General features: G+C 41.4%; 26 protein-coding genes. 8 read left to right on the plus strand and 18 right to left on the minus strand.

Going from position 1 to position 23,574, the window contains the following annotated elements; translation table 11 throughout:
• Positions 1–90: 90 nt before the first annotated feature.
• The 10 genes from CLV32_RS09655 to ccsA all read right to left on the minus strand — a co-directional run bounded on the left by CLV32_RS09655 (position 91) and on the right by ccsA (position 8,322).
• On the minus strand, positions 91–627 hold the full coding sequence (locus CLV32_RS09655) for a KdsC family phosphatase (RefSeq protein ID WP_133554837.1): 537 nt from the start codon (positions 625–627) through the stop codon (positions 91–93).
• Positions 627–872 (minus strand): Fe-S cluster assembly protein IscX, encoded by a 246-nt coding sequence (gene iscX / locus CLV32_RS09660; RefSeq protein WP_133554839.1) that lies wholly within the window; start codon positions 870–872, stop codon positions 627–629. The genes CLV32_RS09655 and iscX overlap by 1 nt, the downstream gene beginning before the upstream one ends.
• An 18-nt stretch (positions 873–890) precedes the next feature.
• Positions 891–1,223 carry a 2Fe-2S iron-sulfur cluster-binding protein gene (locus CLV32_RS09665; RefSeq protein ID WP_133554842.1) on the minus strand — a complete coding sequence of 111 codons (333 nt, stop codon included), beginning with the start codon at positions 1,221–1,223 and terminating at the stop codon, positions 891–893.
• A 39-nt stretch (positions 1,224–1,262) separates the two neighbouring features.
• The gene (locus CLV32_RS09670) at positions 1,263–2,024 is read right to left on the minus strand and encodes a Rossmann-like and DUF2520 domain-containing protein (RefSeq protein ID WP_133554844.1); all 762 of its coding nucleotides are present in this window, start codon (positions 2,022–2,024) and stop codon (positions 1,263–1,265) included.
• Positions 2,024–4,492 carry a heme lyase CcmF/NrfE family subunit gene (locus CLV32_RS09675; protein WP_133554845.1) on the minus strand — a complete coding sequence of 823 codons (2,469 nt, stop codon included), beginning with the start codon at positions 4,490–4,492 and terminating at the stop codon, positions 2,024–2,026. The genes CLV32_RS09670 and CLV32_RS09675 overlap by 1 nt, the downstream gene beginning before the upstream one ends.
• A gap of 4 nt (positions 4,493–4,496) precedes the next feature.
• Positions 4,497–4,907, minus strand: coding sequence for a cytochrome c maturation protein CcmE domain-containing protein (locus CLV32_RS09680; protein WP_133554847.1), 411 nt, complete (start codon positions 4,905–4,907; stop codon positions 4,497–4,499).
• A 164-nt stretch (positions 4,908–5,071) separates the two neighbouring features.
• Positions 5,072–5,749: a peptide-methionine (S)-S-oxide reductase MsrA gene (msrA, locus tag CLV32_RS09685; protein WP_133554849.1), complete on the minus strand. Its 678-nt coding sequence runs from the start codon at positions 5,747–5,749 to the stop codon at positions 5,072–5,074.
• A gap of 125 nt (positions 5,750–5,874) precedes the next feature.
• The gene (locus CLV32_RS09690) at positions 5,875–7,296 is read right to left on the minus strand and encodes a Glu/Leu/Phe/Val family dehydrogenase (RefSeq protein WP_133554851.1); all 1,422 of its coding nucleotides are present in this window, start codon (positions 7,294–7,296) and stop codon (positions 5,875–5,877) included.
• Positions 7,297–7,447: 151 nt separating this feature from the next.
• Complete coding sequence (locus CLV32_RS09695; RefSeq protein ID WP_133554853.1) at positions 7,448–7,660, minus strand: CcmD family protein; 213 nt, start codon at positions 7,658–7,660, stop codon at positions 7,448–7,450.
• Positions 7,661–7,662: 2 nt separating this feature from the next.
• A complete protein-coding gene (gene ccsA / locus CLV32_RS09700; RefSeq protein WP_133554855.1) occupies positions 7,663–8,322 on the minus strand; it encodes a cytochrome c biogenesis protein CcsA in 660 nt (219 codons plus the stop codon).
• Positions 8,323–8,527: 205 nt separating this feature from the next.
• Between ccsA and CLV32_RS09705 the strand changes: the two genes are divergently transcribed.
• Positions 8,528–9,133: an alpha-ketoglutarate-dependent dioxygenase AlkB family protein gene (locus tag CLV32_RS09705; RefSeq protein WP_133554857.1), complete on the plus strand. Its 606-nt coding sequence runs from the start codon at positions 8,528–8,530 to the stop codon at positions 9,131–9,133.
• A 738-nt stretch (positions 9,134–9,871) separates the two neighbouring features.
• Positions 9,872–10,516, plus strand: coding sequence for a DUF6266 family protein (locus CLV32_RS09710; protein WP_133554859.1), 645 nt, complete (start codon positions 9,872–9,874; stop codon positions 10,514–10,516).
• A 9-nt stretch (positions 10,517–10,525) separates the two neighbouring features.
• Here CLV32_RS09710 and CLV32_RS09715 read toward each other — a convergent pair whose 3' ends face one another.
• The 5 genes from CLV32_RS09715 to CLV32_RS09735 are packed head-to-tail and all read right to left on the minus strand — an operon-like array spanning position 10,526 to position 13,578.
• Positions 10,526–11,185, minus strand: a complete 660-nt coding sequence (locus CLV32_RS09715; protein ID WP_133554861.1) for a heme exporter protein CcmB — start codon at positions 11,183–11,185, stop codon at positions 10,526–10,528.
• A gap of 4 nt (positions 11,186–11,189) precedes the next feature.
• A complete protein-coding gene (locus CLV32_RS09720) occupies positions 11,190–11,597 on the minus strand; it encodes a hypothetical protein (RefSeq protein ID WP_133554863.1) in 408 nt (135 codons plus the stop codon).
• A 6-nt stretch (positions 11,598–11,603) separates the two neighbouring features.
• Positions 11,604–11,939, minus strand: coding sequence for a gliding motility protein GldC (gene gldC / locus CLV32_RS09725; protein WP_133554865.1), 336 nt, complete (start codon positions 11,937–11,939; stop codon positions 11,604–11,606).
• Positions 11,940–11,957: 18 nt separating this feature from the next.
• Positions 11,958–12,239, minus strand: coding sequence for a hypothetical protein (locus CLV32_RS09730; RefSeq protein WP_133554866.1), 282 nt, complete (start codon positions 12,237–12,239; stop codon positions 11,958–11,960).
• A 28-nt stretch (positions 12,240–12,267) separates the two neighbouring features.
• On the minus strand, positions 12,268–13,578 hold the full coding sequence (locus tag CLV32_RS09735; RefSeq protein WP_133554868.1) for a DEAD/DEAH box helicase: 1,311 nt from the start codon (positions 13,576–13,578) through the stop codon (positions 12,268–12,270).
• A 223-nt stretch (positions 13,579–13,801) separates the two neighbouring features.
• On the opposite strand from CLV32_RS09735, the gene CLV32_RS09740 reads away from it, so the two are divergent.
• From CLV32_RS09740 to CLV32_RS09760, 5 genes are all read left to right on the plus strand, one after another.
• Entirely contained in the window at positions 13,802–14,362 is a 561-nt protein-coding gene (locus tag CLV32_RS09740; RefSeq protein WP_133554870.1) for a hypothetical protein, read from the plus strand.
• 188 nt (positions 14,363–14,550) lie between these two features.
• Positions 14,551–15,885 carry a dihydroorotase gene (locus CLV32_RS09745; RefSeq protein ID WP_133555579.1) on the plus strand — a complete coding sequence of 445 codons (1,335 nt, stop codon included), beginning with the start codon at positions 14,551–14,553 and terminating at the stop codon, positions 15,883–15,885.
• Positions 15,885–16,982: a DUF3810 domain-containing protein gene (locus tag CLV32_RS09750; RefSeq protein WP_133554872.1), complete on the plus strand. Its 1,098-nt coding sequence runs from the start codon at positions 15,885–15,887 to the stop codon at positions 16,980–16,982. Before CLV32_RS09745 ends, CLV32_RS09750 begins: the two co-directional genes overlap by 1 nt.
• Before the next feature lie 76 nt (positions 16,983–17,058).
• Complete coding sequence (hscA, locus tag CLV32_RS09755; RefSeq protein ID WP_133554874.1) at positions 17,059–18,915, plus strand: Fe-S protein assembly chaperone HscA; 1,857 nt, start codon at positions 17,059–17,061, stop codon at positions 18,913–18,915.
• A gap of 42 nt (positions 18,916–18,957) precedes the next feature.
• Positions 18,958–19,830, plus strand: coding sequence for a zinc dependent phospholipase C family protein (locus CLV32_RS09760; protein WP_133554876.1), 873 nt, complete (start codon positions 18,958–18,960; stop codon positions 19,828–19,830).
• On the opposite strand, the gene CLV32_RS09765 is transcribed toward CLV32_RS09760, so the two are convergent.
• The 3 genes from CLV32_RS09765 to CLV32_RS09775 all read right to left on the minus strand — a co-directional run bounded on the left by CLV32_RS09765 (position 19,817) and on the right by CLV32_RS09775 (position 22,309).
• The gene (locus CLV32_RS09765; RefSeq protein WP_133554879.1) at positions 19,817–20,476 is read right to left on the minus strand and encodes a VTT domain-containing protein; all 660 of its coding nucleotides are present in this window, start codon (positions 20,474–20,476) and stop codon (positions 19,817–19,819) included. The genes CLV32_RS09760 and CLV32_RS09765 overlap by 14 nt on opposite strands.
• 67 nt (positions 20,477–20,543) lie before the next feature.
• The gene (locus CLV32_RS09770; RefSeq protein WP_133554881.1) at positions 20,544–21,263 is read right to left on the minus strand and encodes a LytR/AlgR family response regulator transcription factor; all 720 of its coding nucleotides are present in this window, start codon (positions 21,261–21,263) and stop codon (positions 20,544–20,546) included.
• Positions 21,251–22,309, minus strand: a complete 1,059-nt coding sequence (locus CLV32_RS09775) for a sensor histidine kinase (protein WP_133554883.1) — start codon at positions 22,307–22,309, stop codon at positions 21,251–21,253. The genes CLV32_RS09770 and CLV32_RS09775 overlap by 13 nt, the downstream gene beginning before the upstream one ends.
• A gap of 208 nt (positions 22,310–22,517) precedes the next feature.
• On the opposite strand from CLV32_RS09775, the gene CLV32_RS09780 reads away from it, so the two are divergent.
• Positions 22,518–23,570, plus strand: coding sequence for a DUF4932 domain-containing protein (locus CLV32_RS09780; protein WP_133554885.1), 1,053 nt, complete (start codon positions 22,518–22,520; stop codon positions 23,568–23,570).
• Positions 23,571–23,574: the final 4 nt, after the last annotated feature.

Genomic DNA, 23,574 nt, shown 5'->3' on the forward strand with positions numbered 1-23,574 from the left:
TTTGTAACCTTGTTTAGTATCGATTAGAGATACAAATTAGCAATAGGTTTAATACCATTAAGTAACTTAATTGTTGCAGAGAAGAAAAGCTTATTTACCTGAGTCTACTGCCGAAGGATTGGGATCAAACCAGGTACCCTGGATCTTCATTACTTTTTCAATAACGTCCCTCACAGCAGTTTTACCGCCTGCAAAGGGAGAAACATAGGTAGAGATCGCTTTGATCTCTTCTACCGCATCTGCAGGACAAGTAGGGAGACCTACCAGCTTCATGACATTAAAATCAGGGATGTCATCCCCCATATATAGCACCTGATCCTTACGGATTTGATGTGTTTCAAGTAGCTGCAGATAAACTGCTACCTTATCAGAAACACCGAGGTTGATATGTTGAATACCTAACCCCTCAAAACGCTTTTGCATGGCTTTCCCATTGCCGCCAGAGATGATGCAAACGATATAACCTTTTTTTACGGCCAGCTGCAAAGCATAGCCATCTTTAATATTAAAAGTACGCAGCAGCTCCAGGGTTCCGTTATTTTCAATGGCCAGCGCATCACCAGTTGTGAGCACACCATCCACATCGAAAATAAACGTCGTAATATCCTTAAGCTGCTGCAAAAACATTAGTCCTGGTTATCTCTCCATTCGTAAACCCAGGCCGACTGGATTTGCTCCAAATGGCCTTCAGTACTTTCTTCGCGGGTACCTTTAAAATTAGGTAGTGTTAAAACCCATTCCAGCAGTTCTGTAAAACGGATTCTGTAGATCTTTGCTTCGTTAAACTCAGCGCCGAACTTTTCATAAAGCTCCTGGGCGATATCTTCATGATCATTCCAGTGTATCGGGAGGGCAAATTTATCTTGTATCATACAATGTCTTATAGTGGTTTAGTGTCCAAGGAATTCTGACTGGTCTGGAATAGTAACCTGGATATCTCCGTTGATTACTACACACTGGCAGCCTAATCTTGATGTAATACGCGGACGAACTGCCCTGTCAATAAAATCTTCTTCTTTATCAGAAATATCCTGGATGTTATCCATCCCTTTGGTTACATATACATGGCAGGTACTGCATCCGCAAACGCCGCCGCAGTTATGCTGTAATTCTATGCCGTTATCAAGACAAACGTCCAGAACCGATTCACCACCAGCAATAGGTAGTTCTACAGGCTCTTTTCCTTTTTCCTCAAAATTTATTGTTAATTTATAAATGCTCATAATTGTGTTCAAAAATAAGAAGCAAAACTCGCAATCACGCTATATATGTGTGTTTTTAATGTTTTTGCTCACGCTTTCATATATATCCTGCCATACAGGATGATTAGTCAGCAAGCCCATGTGGCGTTGCATCGTTTTTTCATCTCCACGCACTGCTGGTCCGGTCTGCACTGCGGCGGGGTTGGCATGCTGCACCTTTAGTGCCGTTTCAAGAATTAAAGGCCTTAACAGGTCAAAGCTTAAATCATGTTCCGCCACGAGCTCCTGACCAACCTGGTATAGATAATTGGGGAAATTGCATACAAATACAGCCGCTACATGTAATACTTTTCGCTCAGCGCTGCTAATCTTAAATACAGCTGTACTTAACTGCTTAGCAATATTGTCCAGTTTTAAATAATCACCATCATCAGCCGATTCCAAACATAAAGGAACCTTCGAGAAATCCAGTGCCTGCGTTTTAGAAAAAGTTTGCAAAGGATAAAGAACACCTGAATGGACGATATCCTGCAAAATGGCTAAATCCGTAGCACCAGAAGTGTGGACAACCAATCCATCAAGCCCTTTTAGTTGCCCTGCAACCGACGCAATAGCATCATCTTTTACCGAGATAACATACAGATCAGCATCCCGATCAATCAAATCAAGATCAGCAAGTGCAGCCGCCCCAACCTTTTCGGCCAAAGCATTCGCATTTTCAAGCGTATAACTCCATACCTGCACAACCTGCATGTCCGCAGCTATAAAAGCCTGCGCCAGATGTGTTGCAACATTGCCCGATCCCAGCAATACAACCCTCATTATGCAGTTTTTATTTCTCTTTTTCTGCGTACAATAGAAATCAGGAAGCCGATCACCATCACAATCGTACCTACCCAATACAAGTTGATGTACGGAAATTCGATAGATTTAAATACTACCCAATCCTTAGCCTGCTGTGGTTTCTCGTACACCTGAAGTTCAGCCTTATTTTGTTCAGGAAGGATCTTGGTAAATCTCACCCTTAAACCAAGCTCATCGATGTTCCTCGCAAAGTCAAATGTGTTGTTTCCTTTCACTAAAAAGATCGGTTCCGTTTTAAAGATCCTGCCATCCAGGTTAACCTCCAATGGCATCCCTACAGCAACATCATTTGGTGCCAGCACCAATTGCTTAGCCGTTGGTTTTAAGTTTAATGCTTTAACAGTAATGATACCACTGCTGGTGTGGATAGTATCCCCTTCTTTAACATTCAGGATTCTTGGCGCCTTGTAGTTCTCAGCTTCAGAATGCCCCTCGTGATCAGCATGCTCTTCTTTTGATTCAGGAGCACTTGTGATGTGGGTATAAATATCGTGTGTAATATAATGTTTCGTATCAGGAGAAGCAATCAGCCCCATCTTCTCATTCACCTGTACATGTGGGTTCAATTCAAAGTCGTCAGTTACCTTACCACTTTTAGGGTCGATAACCTTAAAGTTGATCTTGTAATACGTATTCGGTGCTATTGTAGTATCACTGATATAAGTTACCGTATATTTACCCATTTTCTTAGGTTCATTACGGTACAATACCATATTCTCTCCAGGTTTTTCTGCCTTCTCGAAATCCTTAACAGGGATGAAGTTACTTGCATTTAATGAGATCGGCCTGCTTGTTGCAGCAGCAACAAGTGCACCTAACAGCAATAATGCAAAACCGATATGTGCAACCGCGGCACCTGCAAGTTTACCTTTTTTACCCACACCAAAGCTCAATAACCTGGCGTTAGATAATACGGCAAAAATACAGCTGAATGTTAACAGGATATACATCAGATTACCATATACATCGGCAATCCATACAAAAACCGCAGTAATTACCACAGCAAAAACAATAGAGGCGATCAGACTTACATAAAACTTACGCGGGTCAGTTCTCTTATATTTAAGGAACTGAGAAAAACCAGATATCACCGTAATCAGGATGGCAAATGGTGCCTGCCATTGGTTATAATATTTTATCGCATCAATTGGTGGAGCGAAGTTGGTACCGAAAGCTTTATTGAATACAGGAACAGACGTTGTAAAGATAACCTGTATACAGGCTACAGTAACAACCAGCGCACCAATAAACATCCAGAACTCACGTGAGTAAGTTTCCTCATCTTTATTTGTAATAGGCAATTCTTTCCATCTGCTAATCAGCAGATAAACTGGGATAGCCAGGAACACTACGTTATACAGGATGAGGTGACCAAACATACCAAGATCTGTAAATGAGTGTACCGATGTTTCGCCAAGAATTCCAGATCTGGTCAGGAATGAAGCATATAATACCAGGATGAAACTGAGCAGTACAAGTGCAATGGCAGTAAAGAAAGCATGCCCGGTGTTTCTAAAAGCAATCATCACATGGACACCGCCAATCAGCATGAGCCATGGAATCAAAGAAGCGTTTTCAACCGGATCCCATGCCCAGAAACCACCAAAATTAAGTGCTTCGTAAGCCCAGAAAGAACCCATGATAATACCAGTTCCCAATACCATTACAGCAAAAAGCGCCCATGGCATCGCAGGCTTAAACCACTCTTTATATCTTCGCTCTGCTAAACCAGCAACGGCATAAGCAAAAGGAACAACCATACTGGCAAATCCAAGGAATAATGTTGGTGGGTGAATTACCATCCAGTAGTTCTGTAACAACGGATTTAAACCACGCCCATCAGTAATAAATTTCAGGTAATTTTTATAATTCTCAGGATCAGCAAAAACAACAGGAGCCATATCCTTCAGGTTAATCGCTTCGCGCAATAAGATGAATGGAGAACTGCCTATACGCTCGCCAAAGATGCTTACGCCAAGCAACATGGACGTTAAGAAGACCTGCGAGAAGGCCACAACAGTCATTACACCATTTTCCCAGCTTTTTGCTTTCCAGATCAGGATAGCACCTAATAGTGACTGCCAGAATGCCCATAACCAGAAACTTCCCTCCTGTCCTTCCCAGAAAGCCGACACAATATAGTATACCGGAAGGGCTTTTGAAGAGTGGAAATAAACATAGTAGTATTCGTTATAATGGTTTAAGATCAGATAAAATAAAGTAGCCCCGATTCCGATTACACTTGCCCAGTTGGTCAGGAAGCCAATACGGCCAAGGATTTGCCACGACCTGTCTTCCAGGTTTTTGTTTTTTGCTGCAAAGAAATAGGCTATTGCAGACAACACCGAAGCGGCAAAGGCTAAAACAATAAAGAACTGTCCGATTTTACCCGGGAGGAGGGTTTCTCCATAAAATTGTGTATCCATTAAACTAGTTGTATTGTTTTACTTTACCGTCCTGCTTCACTTCCACAAGATTATCGTTGTATTTAGAAGGGCATTTCATCAGGATCTTGGATGCATAAAAGGTTCCATCATCCATCTTTCCAATGAGTACCAGCTTCTCTGATTTTTCAAAATCCTGAGGCTTAGTGCCATTATACACTACCTTTTTCACATCGCCTTTGGCATCTTTCATGAAAAAAGAAAAATGATTGGCATCTTTTTGTGCATCATAGAACATTCCTTTAGATTTCTCCCAGAAGCCCATCACATGAAATTCCCGTGATTCTTTGGCGGCCTCGTTAAAGGTGGAGTAATTACTGGTATCAGCATTCAGGCTTACCAGGAAGCAAACACAAATGGCTATCGTAATCAATCCTATAATGGCACTTTTTTTCATTTTAATATACAGGTTTAAAAGAACGGTACAAAGATAAAAAATATAAGTGCGCAAACGGTTTTGCCTAAGTTCAATTCGCTTAGATGACATTCCGTTGATAGTTCTCTGACAAAAAATAAACATTGCCAGATGTACGTTACAACATCTAATGGAAGAAAAGAAAATTACTTAAGATATTCAGACTTAATCAGACCTGGAAAAGCAGCACGCAACTTCAAAATTTTAGGCTTTGAGACATTTCTGATGTAAGGATTCCAGAGATTCCGCGGATAATAATCCTGATGCTCCATTTCTGCAGGATAAAAGGCTTTGAACGGGACAACTTCCGTAGCAATCGGCTCCGGATAATGCTTGCTGGCATTTACTGTTTCGATTACACCGGAAATGCTGCGATATTCAGCAGGCGTTCTGTAAAAAGCAATAGACCGGTAATCAGGCCCTAAGTCTGGCCCCTGTCCGTCTACCTGCGTAGGATCATGTGCATAAAAAAATGCTGTAACCAGTTTTTCAAAGCTGATTACCTTAGGATCATAATAAACCTGTACAGCCTCGGCATGGCCTGTTCCCTTGGTTTGCACGGTTTCGTAGGTTGGATTGCTAGTTTCACCACCCGCATAGCCACTCAGCACCTTACGAACTCCCTTAAGCTCGATCATCGCCTCCTGTGTGGCCCAAAAACAACCACCAGCAAAATTGGCAACCTGCTCTCCTTTATCAGGAGCGGTTACCAGCACAAAGCCATCCTTACCTTCCAGATGTTGCGTATCGGAATTTGAACAGCCGCTCAACGCAATAATGGTGAGCAATAAAAAACTAGCTATAAATTTATGAGGCCTTAACATACACCAATATACGGAATTAAAGCGCACGAAATTCTGTGTATTCTTCAGCAAAAAGTCATAAACAAAAAAGCCTGCCCGGTATTTCCGGGCAGGCTCATGATATCAATAAAAATCAAAGGATCAGCTTATGGCCAGATACCTAAGTTCATATAAGAAACCGCAATTTTGTCGATAGAACCAACAAAAGCAGCAGTACGTAAAGTCTGGATACCTGGTTTTGTGATTAGCGTTTCGCGAATCTCATGGTAAGAATGAATCATCGTATCTTCCAACCCTGAATTTACCAATTCTAACTCAGAAGCACCTTTAACCAACATTGAGCGGTGCTCAGCAGGTATAGTTTGTCCGGTTAAGCTCTCAAGTGTATTGATCAGATTGGCATTAGAATTTTCCGCATAACGGTTTTCCATACGGCCAAAAGCCACATGTGACAAGTTTTTCAACCACTCGAAATAAGACACAGTAACACCACCAGCATTACAGTACATATCTGGAATGATGATACCGCCCATTTCGGTGAAAATCGCTTCAGCTTCCGGAGTAGTTGGTCCGTTTGCACCTTCAGCGATAATTTTAGCCTGAATTCTTTTGATGTTTTCGGCAGTGATCTGGTTTTCTAAAGCCGCAGGCACAAGAATATCACATGGCTGCTCTAAACCTTCCATAGAATTCTTGAATTCTTTAGCACCTTTAAAGCCAAGGATAGAACCAGTTAATTTACGATGTGCAAATACCTCATCGATATTTAACCCATTCTCATTGTAGATCGCTCCTTCAAATTCGCAAAGACCAACAATGGTAGCACCAAATTCGGCCAGGAACTTCGCAGAGTGATAACCCACGTTACCCAAACCCTGAACGATCACACGCTTATCACCTAGACCAGCCTTGAAGCCAATTTTAGCCATATCTTCTGCCACACTAACACATTCACGTACAGCATAAGCAACACCCCTTCCGGTAGCTTCCTTACGACCGCGGATACCATGTAAAGCGATAGGTTTACCGGTAACACAACCCAAAGCATCAAGCTGACCCGGATTCATGGTCATATATGTATCAGCGATCCAGCTCATCTCGCGCTCACCAGATCCATAATCAGGAGCAGGAACATCGATACCGGGGCCGATAAAGTTTTTCTTAATTAATTCTGTAGTATAACGACGGGTAATATTTTCCAATTCGCCAACAGTATAATTTTTTGGCGTGATTTTAATACCGCCTTTAGCACCACCAAAAGGAACATTCACAATGGCACATTTATAGGTCATTAAAGCGGCAAGTGCCATAACCTCATCCTCATTCACCATTTCGCTGTAGCGGATACCACCTTTTGTGGGGCTCATATGGTGAGAGTGTTCTACACGCCAGGCATCAATCACTTCGAAGCCGTTTCCTCTGCGAATAGGGAACTGGAAGCGATATACACTGTTACATGCTTTGATTTGGGTTAATAGTCCCTCTGGATGGGAGGTGAATTGTGCGGCACTGTCAAAATTTTTACAGACATCTGTAAAGAAATTTGTCTCGTTTGCTGTATTAGCCATTGTTGTTTTTTATGAATTTATAATAAGTAGTTATCCTTAATGGCTGCAAAATTGCATTAAAAAAAATGATTAATCCAAATGCGATTCCACTTAGTGTATGCGGCACACCACAGCAAATAAGCCCGAAATGGCGAAGTAAAACTGTTTTAAATTAGATTTTACCTGAAGATTTTTTTTCTATTTTTTTTAACCTGCGGTCGATAGAAAACAGGAAGATGATTAATCCCAGCAGGATGATCCCTGCGCAAATCACGACAACATAAATTTTATCCGATGCATAAAGGCTATCCGGAGCCGTTGCCGTTTGTGCGAAAAGCTGTACAGCGGCCAATACCAGCAACAGCGTTGTTGAAATTTTCTTCATGATTATAAGGCAGAATTTTTATCGATGGAACGTAATCTGAAAAGCAAGGTATAAATCCAATAACCGATGATGATCCATCCCAAACAGGCAGGGTAAAATACCATGCGCATACGGCTATCAAGGTCGTACGAGTTGAAACCTGGATTACCACCATTACCGGGATGCAGTGAATCCTGTAGACGTGGCAATACAAACAAGAGTACAACCATCATTGGATAAGCAAAAATATTATATATGGCAGAGATCTTTGCACGCTTTTGCTCCTCATCTATCGCGTTACGCAAAACCAGGTAAGCAAAATATAACAACAAGGCAATTGCCGCAAAATTCTGCTTTACATCAAAGCTCCAGGCCTGCCCCCAGGTAAACTTAGCCCATACCGAGCCGGTGACGATTCCCAGAATTCCGAATACAATTCCTGTATTTACACTTTCAACAGCTTTAATATCATCTAGTGGATTATTAGACCTTAAAACTTTAATGCTATAAAACACAGAAATACTAAATAACACAATCATCGCGAACCACATCGGCACGTGAAAGTACAGGTTACGAATAGTTTCATGCAGAATGGGCAACTCCGGAACAGTAGCTAAAAAACCAGCTATTGTTGCGTACAAAACAAGTACAGAACCTAAAATTTTCCACCACATTTTATGCATACTATCCCTTTTATGAGTGGCAAAGGTATAAATAAGAATTTACGCCGGGAAATAAATCATGAGCGTTGCCTTTCGAATGACAAAGATTCCGAATCTATCTGGACTGAAATGTATAAGTTTAGAAGAACCAAGAAAAGTTTCAGCAAGTATCGGGTTTCAAAATTCGAAAAACCTGCAGAACTTTACATGCGTAAAATCAACATCTATGAAGCTTTTTGAAACACCCGCCGATCCCGCTCACAACTACCTGCCTGTTGATGGTACTGTTCTTTATTACGGTAAGGTATTAAATGTTGCCAAGGCTGATGAGTTGATGGATATATTGATGACAACAGTTGAATGGAAAAACGATGAAGCCGTCATTTTTGGAAAACATATCATCACAAAAAGAAAAGTTGCCTGGTATGGCGATCAAAGTTTCAGTTATACGTATTCCAATACTACAAAACATGCCTTACCCTGGACTAATGAGCTCCTGCAACTCAAAAAGCTCGCTGAAACGCAAACGGGAGAAACGTATAATTCCTGTTTATTAAATCTGTATCATGATGGCGAAGAAGGCATGGCCTGGCATAGTGACGCTGAGAAGGATTTAAAAAAGAATGGTGCCATTGCATCCATGAGCTTCGGAGCTGAAAGGAAATTTATGTTTAAGCATAAAGATAGCAAACAGACCGTAACACTTGTACTTGAACATGGCAGTCTGCTGGTGATGAAAGATGAAACCCAAAGGAACTGGTTACATCGGCTTCCACCAACAAAACTAATTAAAACTGCCAGAATCAACCTCACCTTCAGATCCATGATCTGATATTTAACCTGACGATCACATCAGTTCAACTGATGAGACAAATTAAATTTGGCAAGATTTACTTAAAAAAATAGTTTCAGAACATTATTCTGACTACTTGCTTAAAAAAAACAATTTTCATTGTTTTACAGCTAACCTATTTGAACACAAGCCAATGATCCTCACTTTTGTGATGGACATCCGCTAAATGCTTTACTCGTTTTTACCACCTGGTTACAGGTTGGGAAGCAACAAGGAAATTTCAGCGTAAGGGTATCCAAATAAATTGACTTAAGACAATAGTTCGATCCTACAGATGAACTAGATTTTTTCATAATAATTTAGGTGCGTTAATAAAGTGAAAAGCCGGTGGATGCCGGCTTTACTTTTTTGAGTTATTTTTGGAAAATCTGACGTAATTCCTTAAATTGTAAATTATTAGGGAATTGCAGAGTGCCCCTATTTTACCACTACAATCGCCACTACAGCCCCAAACTGATTAAAAGCACTCCTGCCGTCCTCAATCCGCATTAAAGCCTATTCACAGCGTAAAAGTATTATAAATGTCTTCGCAATTGCTTCGCCTTTTCTTCGGCTTTTATTCGCCTTTCCTTCGGCTATTGTTCGGCTATATCCGTTCAATCATCGGATTTCAGCCCTACAAAACCACCATCAAATCCGCAGTTGCATATAACAGTTATCTTATTTATATTTAGTGTATTAACTGTCCATTACTTACACCACTTAAACTCAAACACTATGGCTAGATTAAAAAATGGCATTCTCGGACCCTTCATTGGATCGCTCAGTCTGGTTACTGGTTACCTCAGACTGGGTATCCCTGTAATGAGATTCAAAAGCCCACTTAAAGACAAGAAGAACAAAAAACGACGAACACCTGCACAGCGTGCAATGAATTCAAAGATGGCTGTCGTTATGAATTTTTTATCTCCCTTGACCAGTTTCGTCAACGTCGGTTTCTCTACAAGTACCAAGCCTGGACAAACGGCACATAATATCGCAGTCTCCAGGATGCTGCTTACTGGTATCAAAGGTAATTATCCAAATTATGAACTTGATTACCCAAATATACAACTTACTGATGGTAAACTGCGAATGCCTGAAAATATCGTGGCTCGATTGGAGAACGACGACATTATTGTAACCTGGGACATCCCCTCGGAAGAGCACTTTATCCGTTCCAGAGATCAGATTATGGCAGTATGCTATGACGCAAAAGGGTCTGCCACTAAATTACTGAGCGGGGCAAGGATATCAGAAGGCATGGAGACATTAAAGACTCAGGCAAACTTGAGGAAAAAACCGATGCACATCTATATTTCCTTCATCTCTGATGACAGAAAGCTGATCGCTAAAAGTTTTTATGCAGGAATGATGAAGTAACTAACTTGCTTAGTCTCTCCAGAGGTACGGAAATAATAGCAATGAAACCGCCATTACCAGCACATTAATAATAAGCAGCAGGCCAATTTCATCCAGACTCACACTTCGGTCAAGTCCATCAATGGCATTTTTTGTCAGTTTGATCAGAACGATCAGAACCGGAATAATTACTGGGAAGCTGAGGATTGCCATGAGCATTCCACCGTTACCTGCTTTAGAGGAAATGGCCGAAACCATGGTGAAGATTGTTGAGAAACTGAGACTACCCAGAACTGTAGCCACTAGATACAACGGCAGGTCTTTAGGCACATAATCAAAAACCAGGATATAAAAGCCAAGCGCAATTACGGTGAGCAACACCATCAACAGGATGTTGTAAATGGTCTTCGAGATAATCAAAGCGAAAGGGCTGGCAATAGTATAGATATACAACTGCCGGCCCTTAGTTTCCTGCAAGAAGCTCTTGGATACTGCGTTTATGGAAGCAAAGAGCATGATAATCCAGAACAGCGCATTCCAAGTTAAGGAAACAACGCTTACAAAAGACAGGAAACACACAAAAATAGTAGACACTACGTAGAGCAGGACTCCATTGAGTGCATACTTGGATCGCCACTCAAGTAGCAGTTCCTTTTTGAGCAGATATTTAACCTGACTTGCTAGATTCATAGACTTAAACCATTGTTTCTGTAATGATCACAACCTTATTTTTCCGTACAGTTACGAGCAACAAAGATCCGACTAAGATCACAAACCAACCCCATTTGTACTTCACTATCCCCGCAGCAAAATTAACCAGCTTCTTGAAGTGAATAAAGCTGAAATAGTCGTGCGACTTAAAGTAGACTCCGGCAAGAGTGATTCCTATTAACACAAGTGCCGCCCAGCCTATAGACCTGATCAGTGATGTTTTTCCTAAAAAAGAACAGATTAAGCCGAACACCACAAGCACATAAAATGCAATCGCCAGTCTCATATCAATATCAAAATAGTTCCAGTTGCCAATGATGGGTAAATGTACCAGCGGACATAAGCCACCAACCCCCATAATTACCGAACCTACGATTCCCTGATTTTTCATCTTAATTTATTTTTGGGTATTAATCCCCATTTTGTCTGCAAAGTGTGCACAGTAGTCACGCAAATCCTCTACAATCAAATTCTCTCCTGTTGCTTTAAGGAAGCTATCACCCATTGTTTGCAGCGTTTCGTAGAAGAACCTTTTCATTTCATCTACCGGCATATCCTTTGTCCAAAGGTCAATGCGCAACGAATTTTTATAGTTATGGTCCCAAAGGGCCAGCATCATGGATTTTACAGCAACCTGTTCTTTTGTGGCTGCATCAGTGGATTCCCAAAGGATATTTTCAGGAACGTTATTGTCATCTAACTCTACAGTGATTTTGATTTCTGCTTGTTTCATTAATTAAAGGTATTTAATTTATCGGAGTGCTGTTTTAAATAAAAAGACCAGCACGATTGTAAAAACTATAAATGCGCATTCGATCACCCAAATATTCCGCAGCAGCGGAATGAATTTTCTGAAGATCTGATCAGACAGGAAAGAGATTACGGCAGCCAATAAACAAATGGCCATCCACAATCCTTTCATGCTTTGTTCTACAGGACTGATCATCGCCTGTTTTTGAAATAACAACACTACTCCGAGTGTAAGGCTCAGCGCGGTGATAATATTGAGTGGAGTTAATCTAATTTTCTTCATTGGCTATACAGACCATTGGCAGCTGCTACTACTTCTTATGTCTTTTATTTTTCCAGGGTGGTGTTTTGCTCACTTTCTTCTTCACCTCAAAAGTTCTTTTCTTCTCGTGGAAGGCACCTTTGAAGTCAGGATCATCTTTTTTCTTCTGGATATCGATTGCTTTAGCAATTTCCTGACGCTCCTCATATGGTGTTTCTTCAACGAAAACATCTGCCGGAAGTGGTACCACCGGAATGGTTTGACGGATCAGCTTTTCGATTTTATTAACATAATACCTTTCTGCTTCTGTGAAGAAGGTTAATGCTTCTCCCTTATTGAAAGCCCTACCGGTACGCCCGATACGGTGTACATAATCTTCGATAATGATCGGAACATCAAAGTTGATCACATGACTCACTTCGGTAACATCGATGCCTCTCGACGCCACATCTGTAGCAACAAGCACCCTGATATTTCCTTCTTTGAATGCATTGATGGAGTTGATCCGTGTATTTTGCCCTTTGTTGGCATGTATTACACGAACGGCATCGGCACCGAAACGTCTGATAATAAAAGCGAATATATTGTCGGCAACAGTTTTGGTTTTGCAAAAAATAATCAGTCTTTTCACCTCATCATCATTCTTCAGTAAGTACTGAAGCAAATTGATTTTGGTTTTAAAGTTTGGGACCTCATATAAGGTCTGGGTAACGGTTTGGGCTGGTGTAGCCTGTAAGCCTACTTCTATGATGGTTGGATTTTTCAGGAAGTCTCCAGCGATTTTCTGTACCAGATCACTCATGGTTGCAGAGAACAGCAGGTTCTGACGCCTACGGGGCACGATCTCGAGAATTCTATGGATAGACCCGATAAAACCCATGTCCATCATTTTATCTGCTTCATCAAGTACAAGGAACTTCAAGCTCTGGGTATTGATATGACCAGCAAGATAGATATCAAGGAATCTGCCTGGAGTAGCTATGATAATATCTACGCCTGCTTTGATCTGCTCGATCTGCGTTTTAGGGCCAATACCGCCATAAACGACCACCGAGCGCAGATCAGTATATTTAGAGAACATTTGCACATGCTCAGCAATCTGCATGGCAAGCTCCCTTGTTGGAGCTAAGATCAGTGCTCTGGGATTTAGTCCCTGTGCAAATTTTAGCTGCATCAGTATTGGTAAAACATAGGCTGCAGTCTTCCCGGTACCAGTTTCGGCGATACCGAAAATGTCCTGTCCGGAAAGTACAGGGGCTATCGCCTTTTCCTGTATGGGCGTTGCAACTGTAAACCCTGCATCTTCTACAGCATTTAAAATCTGTCGGTTGAGTTTAAACTCTTCGAATTTTTTGGGCATTTTGCAAAGATAGCATTTATTATAGCATCGGTAATTAGTTATGTGCCCGTTTTGAATTTTGATATTAAGAATACAATGATTAACCTCTTAAAACTTAATAAAAGTCGATATAATTGAAATAAGCATCTGTTATATAGAAATATTACGACTGTGATATAGTCTACCCCTTGACTTTTAAGTTCTTCTGTTATAGATTAATCTGTAAACAATAAAGGACTAATAAATGGCGAGAAGACCGCGAATAAAACCTGGGATTATCGGTAGGATAGTTAATGATGAGCTTAGCTATGGCCCGAATAAAGGATCAAAAAATGCTAGAAAGGTTAACGTACAGTCAGTACACCTAGAATATGAAATTTGGTACGACCGGCACTACATAGTTAGACTACAATTTGGTGATCGGGTGGGAAAAAGAGCTGGAATTGAAGAAAAAACTATTCTAAAACTGGCATCGGACTCTTTATCATATTTAACATATTATTCATTGCAAGTCAGAAACTTTTCATTCGTAAGTCCTGAAAAGCAGACAGCCCACACGCTAAGAATAGTTTTGCAAAGAGACACTGAAAACGGAACCTTGAATGTTGTAATTGGATTTTGCCATCTGAGCGCCCGAAACTGTGAAGCAACAATTTATACAGCTATGGTGATTGATGACTTTCGATTAAGTGATGGACAATATGCTGTATTGATCAACGAAGGCCACTCAATACTTTATAAGATGGATAACAAGTTATTACGTGAAATATATACTAGTTCCATTGATTTCGAGAGCTCGAGATAAATAGTGAATTAATATGGATTAACAAATAAGTTTTGATTAAATTTGTAGCAACATCAGAGACAGGAGAAAAAGCTGAACAGCCACTTATGGCAGGCGTTTTAACTGGACAGTCTCATAAAAGCTCTTTAAACGGGGCTTTCTTTGTTTATTATGCATTCCATTTTCCAGATTTTCTTAGATTTGATGTTATGAATACCTTACTGATTAAAGCGGCTACTTTAGTAAATGAAGGCCGTATCTACGTTGCTGATGTGTTAATTCAAGATGGCAGAATTGCCAAGATCGCTGAGGGTATTTCCGCTCCTGGCGCACAAGAGATCAATGCGGAAGGTCTGCACTTGTTACCCGGAATGATCGACGACCAGGTGCATTTCAGGGAGCCGGGCTTAACGCATAAAGCAGATATTTTCTCTGAAAGCATGGCTGCTGTGGCTGGTGGCATCACTTCTTTTATGGAGATGCCAAATACCGTACCGAATACATTGACCCAGAAACTGCTGGCAGACAAATATGCTATTGCCCAGGAAATGTCTTTGGCGAACTATTCTTTCTTCATGGGAGCTTCCAACGATAACCTGGAAGAAGTCTTGAAAACTGATCCGGCAACAATTTGCGGCATCAAGGTATTTATGGGCTCGAGCACAGGCAACATGCTGGTCGATAATGCCCAGGTGTTGGAAAATATATTTAAGGAAGCACCTATGCTTGTAGCTACGCATTGCGAAGACGAGCATACCATACAGAAAAATCTGGCCGCCTTTAAGGCAGAATACGGTGATGCACTCACTATAGAAATGCATCCTAAGATCAGGAGTGCTGAAGCCTGCTACCTCTCTTCTTCGATGGCTGTTGAGCTGGCTAAGAAATTTAATACGCGTTTACATATTCTTCATATTTCTACTGCCCGGGAGATTGCACTTTTTGATGCGCAAACTCCACTTGCCGAGAAAAGAATCACGGCTGAAGCCTGCGTGCATCATTTATGGTTTAACGACAAGGACTATGCTACTAAGGGCAACTGGATTAAATGGAATCCTGCGGTGAAGACTGCAGCTGATCAGGATGCTATTTTAAAAGGACTGCTTGATGATCATATCGACATCATCGCGACCGACCATGCGCCACATACCATTGCTGAAAAAGAACAGGAATATAGCAAGGCTCCATCCGGTGGGCCACTGGTGCAGCATGCCTTGCCTGCTTTGCTGGAAATGTACCATCAGGGTAAGATCTCATTGGAAAAGATTGTTGAAAAAACAGCACATAATGTGGCTATCTGTTTTCAGGTTGCCGACAGAGGTTATATCCGCGAAGGCTACTGGGCAGATCTGGTATTGGTAAATCTAAATGATCCTTTCAAAGTTACCCGGCAAAATGTGTTATACAAATGCGGCTGGTCGCCCTTTGAAGGACAAACTTTCCAGTCGGAAATTACACACACTTTTGTTTCCGGGAACCTCGCCTATCAGCGTGGTCGCTTTATGACCAACGAGACGGGTAAACGTTTAACTTTTAACAGATAATGCAACAGGGGTATCGTGGCTACCGCAGCGCGTTGCGGAATCTGGTAATCTGGCTGATCATTTCTTTGCTTGTCTTCTTATTCGGACTGAACGGCCCATTGGTGGAAAACATGTATTCTGATCACCTGTATCAGTACATCGCGATACCTCTTCGCTGCTTATCCTCCCTCCTACCCTTCTCACTTGGAGATGTTATTTATTTTTTGCTGATCATTTTATTGATCTGGGGAATATTTCGAGCCTATCTTTCATTGAAAGCCGGCAAATTCAAAAAAATGGCCTGGATTCAACAGGGCTTGCGAAGTATAAATCTGATACTTATCCTCTATGTTGCGTTTAAGTTGTTGTGGGGATTGAACTATTCGCGCCCATCCATTACCACACGTTTAGGTATTTCGCAGGAAAAATATACACCCGAACAATTGCTGCGTTTATCTGCATTCCTGATTAACCGGATCAATACTGTTCAAAGAGGGCGGGCGCTGAGTACGACTATCAACAAAAAACCATATACACTGCCAGAATTGCAAGCCGGTGCTGTAGCATCCTATAAAGATCTGGCGACTCAGAACCCATTTTTCATTTACAGGCAGCCCGTTTTAAAAGGCGTGATTAGCGAACAGCTCATCACAGATATTGGTCTCGAGGGTTATTATGCGCCAGTATCTGGCGAAGCCAATATCAATATGCTAATCCCGCAAACTGAGCGGCCTTTTGTAACCTGTCATGAGATCTCCCACCAACTCGGCATAGCACGTGAAGACGAAGCTAACCTGATTGGTTATATGGTTGCTACCAATAGTCAGGATCTGAACTTTCAGTATTCAGGTTATTATGATGTACTCAGAAATGTATTGTTTGAAATCAGGATTAAATCACCAGAAAGCTATAAACAAGTTTTGAGCACAATTAATCTCGGAACGATCAAAGATTTCAGGCGCGACCGGGAGTTCTGGAGTAAGTACAATGGTGATATGTCGGCTTATATGGGTACTGCCTTAGATAGCTTCCTAAAGATGAACAATCAGAAAAAAGGGATCGACAGTTATCAGGATATCGTAATCTGGCTATACAATATCCACAAAAAGGACTTGTAAATAAAGCGGGCCTTTAGGCAAAACATGACTGCTTTAAAACAAAATAAGGACAAACATTGATTAAATTTGCGTCATTATGGCAAAAATATCCATTAACCTGGCAACGGGTTCATTACAGCAGGAAGAGATTATTGTAGGAATTGACCTGGGCACAACGAATAGTTTGGTTGCATTTATCAATCCGGATAAGAATCCGCAGGTGATCAATGATACCGGCAAAGGTTTGCTCGTTCCTTCTGTTGTCCATTTTAATGCAATGGGCGATACTGTTGTGGGTAATGAAGCTAAAGAATTCCTGATTACTGATCCTTCAAACACAATATTTTCAGTTAAAAGACTGCTTGGGCGCTCGTATAAAGACGTTGCTGCGCATCAGGATACTTTTTCTTATAAAATAATTGACGATGATACTGAGGCGCTGGTTAAGATCGAAGCGGGCGGGAAATTTTATACACCTATAGAATTGTCGGCAGAGATTCTGAAAGAACTTAAAGCCAGGGCGGAGCATGCTTTAAAAACTCCGGTTAACCGGGCGGTAATCACGGTACCTGCTTATTTTAATGACAGTCAGCGACAAGCTACGCGCGATGCTGGCAAACTTGCCGGGCTGGATGTTTTACGCATCGTGAACGAGCCTACAGCAGCGAGTCTGGCCTATGGACTGGGATTGGATCCTACAGTGCAAAAGACCATTGCAGTTTATGATTTGGGGGGCGGTACTTTTGATGTTTCCGTACTGTCTATTCAAAATGGCATTTTCGAAGTGTTGGCTACCAATGGTAATACCTTTTTGGGCGGCGATGATTTTGACCGTGCCATTGTACATTACTGGATAGAACAGAACAAGCTGGACGCCGCAACACTACAGCAGGATGCTCCATTAATGCAGAGCTTACGTTTGAAAGCTGAGGAAGCCAAAAAAGCATTGAGCACACAGAATATTTTTAACGAAAAGCTGGGCGAGATCTGGTGTTCAATTGATAAGATCACCTTTGAAAAATTGATTGCCGCCAAAGTTGCAGAGACCTTGGATGCTTGTAAACAGGCTTTGAGTGATGCTAAGCTCAGCGTTGAAGCGATAGATGAAGTAGTTATGGTAGGCGGATCTACCCGTACGCCATATGTAAAAAGTCAGGTTTCGGCATTTTTCGGTCGCGATGTACATGACCAGATCAATCCGGATGAAGTTGTTGCCCTCGGTGCAGCCATCCAGGCAGATATTCTTGCCGGAAACCGTTCGGATATCCTGTTGCTCGACGTAACACCTTTATCATTGGGGATCGAAACGATGGGTGGCTTAATGGATGTGATCATCCCAAGAAACGCAAAAGTGCCAACAAAAGCAGGAAGACAATATACAACGTCTATAGACGGACAGGTAAATATGAAGATCTCGGTTTTCCAGGGTGAGCGCGATCTGGTTTCTGAGAACCGTAAACTTGCAGAATTCGATTTGAAAGGTATCCCGTCGATGCCTGCGGGTTTCCCTAAAGTTGATATTAATTTCATCCTGAACGCTGATGGTATCTTGACGATTCAGGCTATCGAACAACGTTCTGGAGTAAAGCAGGAAATCGACATTACGCCTTCTTATGGTTTAACGGATGACACAGTAGAGCAGATGTTAATTGATTCTATCACTCACGCTAAAAGCGATGTGGAGCAGCGCATGCTGATCGAAGCAAGAAGCGAGGGCGAACAATTGGTTTATACTGCCGAACGGTTTGTTAAAAAGAATGGTTTTGTGCTAACCGCCGAAGAGATCACCGAAACTGCAGTTTACATCCAGGCCTTGAAAGATGCGCTTGGAGAAGGCGTTAAGGACAACATTCTGAAGAAAGCAGATGAACTGAACGAGTTTACCCGCCCATTTGCAGAACGTTTGATGGATATTGCGGTATCGCAGGCAATGAAGGGCAAAAGCATCGAGTAAAATATTTCAGGTTTTTCATCAGCGCTTAGCGAGATTTAACGGATGAAAGGTTTGTTACTCTTGCTAAGTATGTTATTGATCTGGCTACTTTGTAGTTCCTGGGGGTTTTATGCCCATACACAAATCAATTACTTAGCGGTATTTTGTCTACCTCCCCAGCCGGGGAGATTCTTTAAATCGCACATCAATTATCTGCGTGCACATGCTGTTGATCCCGATATGAGAAGATATGCGGATACCTTAGAGGCACCGCGTCATTATCTTGACGTAGAACTATATGAAAGTAACATAGACAGTATCCCACGGAGATGGAATGATGCCCTGAAGAAATATGGTTTATCCAAGTTGCATGCTCAGGGCATCCTGCCCTGGCAGATTCATATCAGCTATTTGAGACTTGTAGGTGCTTTTGAGGAGCAGGATTCGGCAAAGATATTGAAATCGGCCGCAGATCTAGGCCATTATATCGCCGACGCACATGTCCCTTTGCACACTACCGAAAACCACAATGGACAATTAACCAATCAGGCAGGTATTCATGCATTTTGGGAAAGCCGTATTCCGGAATTATTTGGAGATCGGTATAATTTTCTGGTGGGCAGGGCACAATACATCTCTGGCCCTCTGCAGAAAAGTTGGGCTATTGTAAGTCATACCCACAGTTTAGTAGACAGCACATTGAAGATGGAGGCCGGCCTGGGGTTTAAAGAGCGGCAAAAATATGAGTTTTCGAAACGTAAAGGCAAGTTGCTCAAGCAGTATAGCAGGTCTTATGCGCTTGCTTACAGCAACGCCATGAACAACATGGTCGAAAAACAGATGTCGGCAGCAGTATTAGCTATTGCCAGCTTCTGGTATTCTGCCTGGATAGATGCAGGGCAGCCCGACATGAACCATTGGGCTAGTCCTCCGTAACTTTCTTTTTAACGAACTTTGATTTGACAACAGCAAAAATAGCTGGGAAGAACGTTACTACGGCGATTACAATGATCACGATATCGAAGTTCTTTTTAACTACAGGAATCTGTCCCAGCAGATAGCCAGCCATCAACAAGCTGGTGATCCAAGCTACCCCGCCAATGATATTAAAGAAAGAGAATCTGCCGAAAGGCATTTTCGCAACACCAGCTACAAAGGGGGCGATGGTTCTGAAAATTGGCAAAAAGCGACTGAATATGATTGCTTTACCGCCATGTTTCTCGAAGAACATGTGTGACTGATTATAATATTCCAGTTTAAGTATTCTATTTCCAGGTTTAAATACGGCAACGCCTAGGATGCTCCCTAACTTATAATTAAGCATATTTCCTGTAACAGCGGCGATGATCAGGATAAACAGCATAATCCAGATACTTAAGCCTGTGTTTTCACCAGCGATCAGAGCGCCCATTGCGAAAAGCAAAGAATCTCCTGGAAGGAATGGCGTAACGACAAAGCCGGTTTCTGCAAAAATAATCAGGAAAAGGATCAGGTAAGTCCAGGTTTGATAACTGCTAATGATGGTTTCCAGGTGTTTATCTATGTGCAAGATAAAATCCAGGAACTGTGCTAAAAATTCCAAGTTTGATGTGTTTTCCTCAAAAGTATAAAATCCCGGCCAATAAAGGGCTATGAAAATGAAGATCGTTTTATCTTGATTCAATCGCTTCAAAGAAAGCATCCCTAAATGAGTCGCCTAAAGGAATAACGGCTTCGCCAATATAGATGCGACTTCGTTCTACGCTATCTATTTTTGCCAGCGATAACAAATACGATCGGTGTACCCTGATGAATCCATTTCCGGCAAGCAGCTCTTCCAGCTTTTTGATATTGAGCAGGGATAGTATTTTGCCTGAGCTGGTATGGATTGCCACATAGTTTTGCATGCCTTCCACATAAGAGATATCGGAGATGTCAATTTTAACCAGTCGATATTCTGTTTTAACAAAAATAAAGCCTTTAGGGCTTTCTGCCTGCAAGGCAACCATCTGAATTTCCTTTGCTGGTGTGTGAAAAAAGTGTTTTGCCTTCGAAACAGCTTTATAGAAGCGTTCGAATGATATAGGTTTGAGCAGGTAATCTATAGCATCGTGCTCAAATCCTTCCAAAGCAAATTCTGCATAGGCTGTAGTTAGAATAATTTTGCATTTACCGGGAGTGATTTTCATAAACTGCAGTCCACTCAGCTCTGGCATCTGGATATCCAGAAAGACCAGATCAATTGCACCGTCCATAACCATTTTTAAAGCCTCCATAGGATTAGTAGTGGAGATGGAAATCTGCAAATCGGCCATTTTGGAAATATGATCGATCAGCACATCCAGGGCCAGTGGCTTATCATCTACGAGTGCGCATCTTATCTTTTCCATTCAATCCTTAATTTCACTGTAAAAGTATCTGCGTTATCGGAGATCTCCAAATCATGGCTGTCCGGGTAAATCAATTCCAGTCTTCGTTTTACGTTGGCCAGGCCTATACCTCCGGTATTATCCTTGAGGTTCGTATTTTTTTTGTTGAAGATCAGGAAGGATAGGCCCAGCTGATCGACGTCTATTTCTATATGCACAGGATTGAGCGCTTCCCTGGTGACACCATGTTTAAATGCGTTTTCAACAAAATTAATAAGGATCAGCGGAGCGATTTGCTGGTTGGTAATCAATCCGCTTACTTTAAAATCGACAAAACTACTCCCCTTCTCTCCGATTTGCCAAAGTTCGACCACATTGGAAAGGTAATCAATTTCGCGCTCTAGCGGAGCCAGGTTGCCGGTGCCTTCTCTCAACATATACCGGAGCAATTCTGATAATTTCAAAACAGCTCCGGGCGCTTCATCCGACTTCGTCAGGGTTAAGGAATAAATGTCGTTCATCGCATTAAAAAGAAAATGCGGGTTTACTTGCGAGCGTAAAAAAGAAAGTTCCGCTGCAATTTTTTCTTTTTCGAGTTCCCGTTTTCTTTTATTGTTATGGTACCACTCCTTAATTACGAAATAGATTAACGCCCAGGTAACACAACTATAGACTGTGTATAAGATACTGTTTTGGATATACCAATAGGCATCCGGGATTTTCCCGAAATAATTATCATAACCCAGCAATGGAAGCATCACCTTGTATTCAGCAAAAAATCGATATACAGGTATAAAGAGTATTAACAGAAAAAGAAAAAGACTGGCACGTAGCCACTGTTTTTTAAGAAAGGCGGGTGCGATTACGTAGGCAATGGTGTAGAAAACGACAATATTGGAGATTAGATAGCCCAGGCTTACCAATGCATAATGAATCAAAGGTACTGACCCCGGTTGATGGAACGTAAACGCAGCGGAGGTATTTCCAATAAATTTTGGCAGGAAATCATTTAGCCAGATCATTATCCAGACAAGTATATGTATCGAGACAACGTACTTTTTCTTCATGTTTTAAATATAGGTGTTCCAGCTTTAAAGCAATACAGGTAATATATGAGTAAGTCAAATCTCTACACTAAACGGCCTTTTTCAGGGATAAATCAGGAAGCAATAAAAATAATCGATTCATCAATAAAGATGGGTGATTGATCAATCGCTTTTCGTTCGTAGTAGGCAAAAGCGCAAGTTTGGTTAAGCAAATCAATATTCAAAAATTATGAAGAAAGCAATTATACTTCTTTTACTATGCCTGCCATTTATTAAGACTTATGGTCAGGACAATTTAACCGTGAACGTTCATCCGGGCATTGAACTGTTTACCATTATTCAAATTCTTGGTGATCAATACCCTGATCCTAACCCTTCTACCTATAGTAAAGAGGTAATGGACTATTTCGGAAAATACAAGAGCCATCCGGCTGTTGTGAAAGTAAAATCCCTGGGTAAAGTATATTCAGATTTTCCTGAGCTTGGCTATACCATGACTGGATTTCCTGACATCAAGATTTATCAGCCTGAAGATCTGAGTTGGTATAAAAGATATGGCAAGGACACTGTGTTGGAATACCTTTCCTTATGCAAGGATTTCGCAAAGGAGAGTAATTTCTGGGCTTTTTTCCAGGCGCATCAGGAAAAGTATGCGAAGTGGGGCTCGGGTATTCGCGAACAGGTTGCCAAGAGCGGAACGATGGAGCAACTCCAGAAGTTTTACGGTAAAAAAGGTACTGCCCAATGGAACATTTGCATAGATCCTTTAAATTCTTGGGGATCTCATGCTATTGCGACAAAAAAGATGAATCCTGCATTTGGCAATATCATCGTGTACAATACAGGTTATTTCAATGAGAAATCGACCGAAAAAGACGAGCCTGTTTTTGCATATCAGGGATTTGACTATCTGGTTTGGCACGAAGGGAGTCATATTTTCCTTGATCCCTATTTTATTAAATATAAAAAAGAGATCGATGAACTTGCTTACCTCTTTAATAAAGACGACGATGGGATGAAGCGGAATACCATTGGTACCTGGGAGTATTGCCTGAATGAAAATATGGTACGCGCTATTGTTGGCGACATGTACAAAAACTACCGTACCGAACGCCAGTATAAAAGACAGGTAGCCAAAGAAACTGCAAATGATTTTATTTATGTAGAAGATTTGGTGCCATTTATTGCGGCGAATTATGGGCCCGGTAAAAAATACACCCGCTTTGACGATTTCTTTCCAACAATGTTAACCATGCTGAAAGAGAAGCATCCAAAGCAATAGCTTT

The organism is Pedobacter duraquae (genome assembly GCF_004362245.1).
Lineage (GTDB): Bacteria > Bacteroidota > Bacteroidia > Sphingobacteriales > Sphingobacteriaceae > Pedobacter > Pedobacter duraquae.

Excerpts from the sequence above, each read along its gene's own strand:
- CLV32_RS09655 (WP_133554837.1), bottom strand. The coding sequence starts at position 627 with ATGTTTTTGCAGCAGCTTAAGGATATTACGACGTTTATTTTCGATGTG.
- iscX (WP_133554839.1), bottom strand. The coding sequence starts at position 872 with ATGATACAAGATAAATTTGCCCTCCCGATACACTGGAATGATCATGAA.
- CLV32_RS09665 (WP_133554842.1), bottom strand. The coding sequence starts at position 1,223 with ATGAGCATTTATAAATTAACAATAAATTTTGAGGAAAAAGGAAAAGAG.
- CLV32_RS09670 (WP_133554844.1), bottom strand. The coding sequence starts at position 2,024 with ATGAGGGTTGTATTGCTGGGATCGGGCAATGTTGCAACACATCTGGCG.
- CLV32_RS09675 (WP_133554845.1), bottom strand. The coding sequence starts at position 4,492 with ATGGATACACAATTTTATGGAGAAACCCTCCTCCCGGGTAAAATCGGA.
- CLV32_RS09680 (WP_133554847.1), bottom strand. The coding sequence starts at position 4,907 with ATGAAAAAAAGTGCCATTATAGGATTGATTACGATAGCCATTTGTGTT.
- msrA (WP_133554849.1), bottom strand. The coding sequence starts at position 5,749 with ATGTTAAGGCCTCATAAATTTATAGCTAGTTTTTTATTGCTCACCATT.
- CLV32_RS09690 (WP_133554851.1), bottom strand. The coding sequence starts at position 7,296 with ATGGCTAATACAGCAAACGAGACAAATTTCTTTACAGATGTCTGTAAA.
- CLV32_RS09695 (WP_133554853.1), bottom strand. The coding sequence starts at position 7,660 with ATGAAGAAAATTTCAACAACGCTGTTGCTGGTATTGGCCGCTGTACAG.
- ccsA (WP_133554855.1), bottom strand. The coding sequence starts at position 8,322 with ATGCATAAAATGTGGTGGAAAATTTTAGGTTCTGTACTTGTTTTGTAC.
- CLV32_RS09705 (WP_133554857.1), top strand. The coding sequence starts at position 8,528 with ATGAAGCTTTTTGAAACACCCGCCGATCCCGCTCACAACTACCTGCCT.
- CLV32_RS09710 (WP_133554859.1), top strand. The coding sequence starts at position 9,872 with ATGGCTAGATTAAAAAATGGCATTCTCGGACCCTTCATTGGATCGCTC.
- CLV32_RS09715 (WP_133554861.1), bottom strand. The coding sequence starts at position 11,185 with ATGAATCTAGCAAGTCAGGTTAAATATCTGCTCAAAAAGGAACTGCTA.
- CLV32_RS09720 (WP_133554863.1), bottom strand. The coding sequence starts at position 11,597 with ATGAAAAATCAGGGAATCGTAGGTTCGGTAATTATGGGGGTTGGTGGC.
- gldC (WP_133554865.1), bottom strand. The coding sequence starts at position 11,939 with ATGAAACAAGCAGAAATCAAAATCACTGTAGAGTTAGATGACAATAAC.
- CLV32_RS09730 (WP_133554866.1), bottom strand. The coding sequence starts at position 12,239 with ATGAAGAAAATTAGATTAACTCCACTCAATATTATCACCGCGCTGAGC.
- CLV32_RS09735 (WP_133554868.1), bottom strand. The coding sequence starts at position 13,578 with ATGCCCAAAAAATTCGAAGAGTTTAAACTCAACCGACAGATTTTAAAT.
- CLV32_RS09740 (WP_133554870.1), top strand. The coding sequence starts at position 13,802 with ATGGCGAGAAGACCGCGAATAAAACCTGGGATTATCGGTAGGATAGTT.
- CLV32_RS09745 (WP_133555579.1), top strand. The coding sequence starts at position 14,551 with ATGAATACCTTACTGATTAAAGCGGCTACTTTAGTAAATGAAGGCCGT.
- CLV32_RS09750 (WP_133554872.1), top strand. The coding sequence starts at position 15,885 with ATGCAACAGGGGTATCGTGGCTACCGCAGCGCGTTGCGGAATCTGGTA.
- hscA (WP_133554874.1), top strand. The coding sequence starts at position 17,059 with ATGGCAAAAATATCCATTAACCTGGCAACGGGTTCATTACAGCAGGAA.
- CLV32_RS09760 (WP_133554876.1), top strand. The coding sequence starts at position 18,958 with ATGAAAGGTTTGTTACTCTTGCTAAGTATGTTATTGATCTGGCTACTT.
- CLV32_RS09770 (WP_133554881.1), bottom strand. The coding sequence starts at position 21,263 with ATGGAAAAGATAAGATGCGCACTCGTAGATGATAAGCCACTGGCCCTG.
- CLV32_RS09775 (WP_133554883.1), bottom strand. The coding sequence starts at position 22,309 with ATGAAGAAAAAGTACGTTGTCTCGATACATATACTTGTCTGGATAATG.
- CLV32_RS09780 (WP_133554885.1), top strand. The coding sequence starts at position 22,518 with ATGAAGAAAGCAATTATACTTCTTTTACTATGCCTGCCATTTATTAAG.